Below are 6,054 nucleotides of genomic sequence, written 5' to 3'. Positions count from 1 at the left end.
TGTCAAGGCATCTTTCCCGCCTTGACAAGCACCCCCAGACCGTCAGCACAATCAAGCTTCGGGGTGCCCCACGCAACCACCCGTGCGCAATGTCGCCGCCAGGCGACGAGCCGAACCCCCACCCCCACACATGAAAACAATTCACCCCACAGGAAACACCCGGTAACATCCACCCCTCGATATCACCCCTTATGGGGTATTCCTCCCCAAGTGGATCTAGCTAACCGGCCCAAACGCTCCTAGCATGCCGACCATGGGGACCTTGCCGCCAAGGCGGGTAAATTGATTTCGCTGACCTTCCGGATCCTGGGGCCGCTGGAGGTCATCGCCGAGGGCAGGGCCGTACCGCTGGGCGGCCCGAAGCCCCGCTTGCTGCTGGCCGCACTGGCCCTCCAGCCCAACATCGTCGTATCCACCGAAGCCCTGGTCGAAGTCCTGTGGCCGACCACCGCCCCGCGCTCCGCAGCCGCCAACATCCGCACCTACGTCCACTCCCTCCGCAGACGCCTAGCCGAAACCTCCCCCGACCTAGCCGACCGCATCACGAGCCGAGCCTCCGGCTACCTCCTCACCGTCCCGGAAGACGAACTCGACCACCTCGTCTTCACCCGCTTGGCAACGAAGGCCTGGGAAACCCAAGACCACCCAGAAACCGCCCTGACCCTCCTGGACGAAGCCCACGCCCTCTGGCGAGGCGAAGTACTGGAAGGCCTCCCCCACGACCCGACCTGGGGCCCGACAGTCGCCCGCCTGGACGAACTACGCCTGGCAGTACAAGAACAACGCCTACGCGCCCGGCTAGCCCTGGGCCGCCACAACGAAGTCATCGCCGAACTACGCGCCCTGGTCACCGAACACCCGCTGCGCGAAGAACTCTGGCACCACCTGATCACCGCACTACGCGACGCAGGCCGAACCACCGAAGCCGCGGAAGCGTACGAACTGGTCGAACAAACCCTCGCCGACGAATTGTCCGCGAGCCCCGGCGCAGCGCTCCGCGAACTCCGCACCACCCTCGAAGTCCCGTGCGCCAAAGTCCCGCCGATCTGCCAATTACCCCTCGATCTGCCAGATTTCACCGGCCGCGGCGAAGTGACCCAGCGCCTGGTCGCGAAACTCCGCCGCCACGCCGAAGCGGAACGCCCCGCGATCGTCGTCCTGTCCGGCGCACCGGGAATCGGCAAATCCTCAATCGCAGTACGGGTAGCGCACGCAGTACGCACCGTTTTCCCAGACGGACAGTTGCATGTGGACCTCGCCGGAACCTCGTCGTCCCCGCGCTCCCCGATGAGCGTCCTGGCCGAACTCCTGCGCGCCCTCGGCATCCCGGATTCCGGCCTCCCCCGAGACCTGGCGGAACGCGCCGCACTGCTGCGTTCCCAGCTCGCCGGCCGCCGGATGTGCGTCGTCCTCGACGACGCGGGCAGCGCCGCCCAAGTACGCCCGCTGCTGCCCGGCGCAGGCGCGTGCGCCGTACTCGTCACCAGCCGGATCCGCCTGCCAGACCTGCCCGGCGCAGTCCCGGTGGACGTCGACCTGCTGCCCGAACCGGAAGCCGCCCGTCTGCTGGAAGGCATCGTCGGCCACGACCGGGTAGCCGCCGAACCCGAAGACGCCGCGGCGATCCTGCGCCAGTGCGGACATCTGCCGCTGGCGATCCGCGTCGCCGGCGCCAAGCTCACCCACCGTCCGACCTGGTCCCTGCGCATCCTCGCCGACCGCCTCCACGACGAACACCGCCGCCTCGACGAGCTGCGCGTCGGCGACCTGGCCGTCCGCGCGAGCGTGACCCTGAGCTACGACCTCCTGCCCATGTCCGCCGCCGCGGCCTTCCGCCGGTTAGGCGCACTGGGTCCGGTGCAATTCCCTGCTTGGGCAGTCGCCGCGGTCCTGGGCCGCTCGTCCGCCGACGACGTCCTCGACGTGCTCGTCGACGCACACCTGGTGGAACTCGTCGCCACCGACGTCGCGGGCCAACCGCGCTACCGCCTGCACGACCTCCTGCGCGTCTACGCCGCCGAACTAGCCGAACCCGACGAGACCCGCGCCGCAGTGGGCCGAGTTCTAAGGGGATATCTAGCGCTGGCGGTAGAAGCCGCCGAGCGGATGCCGATCCATTTCTTCGGCCAGTACCACGACGAAACCGACCCAGCCCTTCCCACGGAAGCAGACCGCCTGCTGACCGACCCAGCGGCTTGGTTCGCCGCCGAACGCGCCACCTGCGTCGCCGCCGTCGGGCTGGCCGCCGAACGCGGTTTCGACGACCTGACCTGGCGGCTCACCGTGGCCCTCACGCCGTACTTCGATCTCCGCGGCCACCAAGACGACTGGCACGCCACCCATCTGATCGCCCTCGAAGCAGCACGCCGGGCAGGCTCGCTCCGCGGCGAGGCAGTCGTCCAGCGCAACCTCGGCCAAGTCCTGCTGTACCAAGACAACGACGCGGACGCGATGGTCGCCTTCGAAGCCGCACGCGAGCTGTACCAGCGCATCGGCGACCAGCAAGGCCTCGGCGAGGCACACGCCGGCCTCGGCACCGTGCTGCGGATGCAAGGCCAAACCGACCGCGCGCTCGAACCCTGTCACGAAGCGCTCCGGCTGTTCGGCGAGGCGGGCGACCCGCACGGCGAAGCGGTGATCCGGATCGCGATCGGCTCGATCTGGGTCGCGCGCAAATGCTACGCGACGGCCCGCCGCTGGTACACCGACGCGCTGGAGCTGTCCTGCGAAATCGGCGACCGGCACCGGGAAGCCCATGCGCTGCAACGGCTCGGGCTTCTGCACCAACGCGAGGGCAACCTCGCCGAAGCCCGCGAGCACGTCACGCGCGCCATCGCCGTGTTCACCGATCTCGGTGACGACCACTGCGTCGGCTACGCGAACCAGAACCTCGGCGAACTCTGTCTGTACAGCGGCGATCTCGCGCACGCGCAACTGCTGCTGGTGAACTCGCTGAGCGTGCACCGCCGCAACGGAGACCGCCGGTCCGAAGCCCATGTGTCGCAGCTCCTCGGCGAACTCCACTCCGCGCTCAGCCAGCCCGAACGGTCCCGCAGCTACGCCGAGCGCGCCCGGGCCATCCGCCGGGAGCTGTCCGCTGACGTCCCGGTCGACGACCGGCCGCGCAAGACCGGGCCGCACCGGATCGTGTCCGCCTGACGCGCGGGCCCGGTTGCGCGGCCGATCCCGCGCGCCGGGCCACGATGCGCTGATGAACACCAGGAAAGCGGCTGGTCACGTCCTTCTCGCAGTGGCAGTTATCGCTTTGTCGACTCCGCCTCCCGTCTCGGCCAAACCCAAGCACGGCAGAAGAGTCCTGGAAAGACCGCTGACCTACCGCCTCTACGCGACCCGCGAAGGGCTCGTCGGCGGCACCACCTCGAGCGGGCACCGGATCACCGAACGGGACCATTTCGCAGCGCTTCCGTCAACGAAAACGGTGTCCTCCAAGGGAAGAGGGACGTTCACCGTCAAGGTGTGCCGAACCGACGGCGCGCGCTGCGAGTACGCGCCGGTGTGGGATGTCGGGCCGTGGAACGAACACGACGACTACTGGAACACCGCCGAGCGACGCGCGCAGTTCGGCTCACTCCCCCAAGGCGTACCGGAAGCACAAGCGGCGTACCAAGACGGCTTCAACGGCGGCAAGGACGAACACGGCCGCACCGTGCGCAACCCGGCCGGTCTCGATCTGGCCGACGGCACGTTCTGGGACGGCCTCGGCCTCAAAGGCAGCAGCTACGTGGACGTCACTTTCCTCTGGACTGGCACCGCCGCGGCCACCGGCGTGGTGACCGGCGGGGCTCCGCTGGTAGTGCGCACGTCCGCGGACAACGACGCGCCGGCAGCCGGATTGGCCGCCGATTCCGCGCAGGTGCCGATCGAGTGTTCCGTGCGCGGCGAATCGGTGGACGGAACTACCCGCTGGAACCGGATAGGCCCCGGACATTACGTGTCCGAGGCCTATCTCCGAGCCGATTCTCCGGTGCCGTCCTGCTGAACCTCAGTGCTGGTGGTGGGCATGCACGACGGCGTGCCCACGACCGCGGCCGATCATCCACTTGTTGACCGGAACCGTGACCACGAAAGCGATCGCGAGCGACAAGGCCAGCGACAGCCAGAACAATCCGCTCGACAGCCCCGCGTCCATCGCGCCCGGGATCGCCACGACGACCGTGTTGTCGATGACCTCCATGACCGCGATCGACACCGTGTCGGCGGCGAGCGCGACCTTGAAGGCGGCGCCGAGCGCGAGCCCGGACTTGAGCACGCCGCGCATGGTGAGGGCGTAGCCGAAGACGAACGCCAGCACGATGGACAGCACCACAGTGGCCGCGTTGTGCAGGCCGAACGCGGTGCCGAGAACCATGCCGAGCACTTCGCCGATGGCACACCCGGTGAGGCAGTGCAGCGTCGCCTGGGCGGCGGTGGACCAAGACGCTCCGTGCTGGTGCTCGTTCATGCGGATGACTATACCCCTGTGGGGTATCAATGGCGCAAGGTCGCCCGATGTGATGACTGTCGCCCGGCGGCTCCGGCAAATCGGTATAACCGGAAGTGTGGTGATCAACTTGGCGCGCCGTTGCGCCACCGCATTTGTCCTCGTTTTCCTCCTCGGAAGCTTCCTCAGCGCTCCGGCCAGCGCGCGGCCGTCCTCGCTCAAGTGGGGCGAATGCCCAGCCGGGACACCCCGGCAGGTGTCGTGCGCGAGCCTTCAGGTGCCGCTCGACTACGCGAAACCGGCCGGGAAGCAGATCACCCTCACCGTCTCGGGCATGGGCAGTCTCAGTTCGCCGCATTTCCTGCTGGTGAATCCCGGCGGCCCCGGCGCGTCCGGGCTCGGCACCGAGAAGCTCGTGTTCAGCCAGTTGCCGCAGGACGTCGCTCAGCAGTACGCGGTGTTCAGCTTCGACCCGCGCGGAATCGGTGCGAGCACACCGGTTTCCTGTGGCGACACCTCGAAACTCGCGCCGCATCCCGCGTCGCCGTACGAACCGGCCGGTCTTCCGCAAGAGCGCAAGCGCGAAGATCTGGCCAAGCAGATCGCGGCGCAATGCGCTGAGAACGGCAAAGACCTGCTTCCGCACCTCACCACCGAGAACGCGGCGCGGGACATGGACCGGATCCGCGAAGCGCTCGGCAAGGACGAGATCGACTACCTCGGTTATTCCTACGGCACCAAGCTCGGCGCGACGTACGCGACGCTGTTCCCGACGCACACCGGGCGGATGATCCTGGACAGCGTCGTCGATCCGACGGTCACCACGTATCAAACGCAGTTCCAGCAAAACACGGCCCTTCAAGCACGGGCTGAGCAGCTGTTCGCGTGGACCGCGGAGCGCGACAGCACGTATCACCTCGGCACCACCGCATCCGCTGTGAAGGCCTCGTGGAACGAGCTGCGCGAGAAACTCGCGGCACAACCGGCGGACGGCAAGACCGGAGTGTCCGAATTGGACGATCTGCTGTCGTCCGCGATGTACGGCGACTGGGCCTGGCCGTCGCTGATGCAGGCGGTCGCGAGCCACCGCGGCGGTGATTCGACCGGGCTGAACGTCGCCGCCGGACAGGCCCGCTACGCGGTCGATCCCGGCCAGCTCGCCTACAACTGCGCCGACGCCGGCTGGCCGCGTAACTGGGCGACCTGGCACGCGGACACCGCGAAGTCCGCCACGGCCGCGCCGCTGTTCGCCTGGCTCAACAGCTGGTACAGCGCCCCGTGCGCGTTCTGGCGGGTCCCGCCGTCGCCGGAAGTCCGGATCGGCTCCGCCCCGGTGCCGCCGATCCTGTTGCTGCAAGGGAAAGACGACGCCGCGACGCCGTTGGTCGGCGCGCAGCGGATGCACCGGGTGCTGCGCGGTTCGAGCCTGCTCGTCGACGGCGGCGGCAACCACGCCGCCTACCTCAACGAGCCCAACCCGTGCGTCGACGACAAGGCCGCGCACTACCTGCTGACCGGTGAACTGCCCGCGGACGGGACGTGTCCGGCGGGCGGAGAGGAGGCTGCGCCGTCCGGCGGTTGAACTCGTTTGCGTAACCGTTTGATCGCGTTCG

Annotated in this window: 4 protein-coding genes; 3 read left to right on the top strand and 1 reads right to left on the bottom strand. The window is 68.3% G+C overall.

What is annotated here, in order from left to right; translation table 11 throughout:
- Nucleotides 1–282: 282 nt before the first annotated feature.
- A complete protein-coding gene (locus ACFXI3_RS41565; RefSeq protein ID WP_378407247.1) occupies nt 283–3,159 on the top strand; it encodes a BTAD domain-containing putative transcriptional regulator in 2,877 nt (958 codons plus the stop codon).
- 52 nt (nt 3,160–3,211) lie between these two features.
- On the top strand, nt 3,212–4,000 hold the full coding sequence (locus ACFXI3_RS41560) for a hypothetical protein (RefSeq protein ID WP_378407245.1): 789 nt from the start codon (nt 3,212–3,214) through the stop codon (nt 3,998–4,000).
- A 3-nt stretch (nt 4,001–4,003) separates the two neighbouring features.
- On the opposite strand, the gene ACFXI3_RS41555 is transcribed toward ACFXI3_RS41560, so the two are convergent.
- Complete coding sequence (locus tag ACFXI3_RS41555) at nt 4,004–4,462, bottom strand: DUF4396 domain-containing protein (protein ID WP_344269565.1); 459 nt, start codon at nt 4,460–4,462, stop codon at nt 4,004–4,006.
- A 97-nt stretch (nt 4,463–4,559) separates the two neighbouring features.
- Here ACFXI3_RS41555 and ACFXI3_RS41550 point away from each other — a divergent pair, with 97 nt between their 5' ends.
- Nucleotides 4,560–6,023, top strand: coding sequence for an alpha/beta hydrolase (locus ACFXI3_RS41550; protein ID WP_378407243.1), 1,464 nt, complete (start codon nt 4,560–4,562; stop codon nt 6,021–6,023).
- Nucleotides 6,024–6,054 lie beyond the last annotated feature (31 nt).

The organism is Amycolatopsis sp. NPDC059235, from assembly GCF_042754125.1.
Taxonomy (GTDB): domain Bacteria; phylum Actinomycetota; class Actinomycetes; order Mycobacteriales; family Pseudonocardiaceae; genus Amycolatopsis; species Amycolatopsis albidoflava.
This window is presented reverse-complemented; position numbering and strand designations above follow the sequence as displayed.

Coding starts and splice junctions, on each gene's coding strand:
- ACFXI3_RS41560 (WP_378407245.1), top strand. CDS start 3,212: ATGAACACCAGGAAAGCGGCTGGTCACGTCCTTCTCGCAGTGGCAGTT.
- ACFXI3_RS41555 (WP_344269565.1), bottom strand. CDS start 4,462: ATGAACGAGCACCAGCACGGAGCGTCTTGGTCCACCGCCGCCCAGGCG.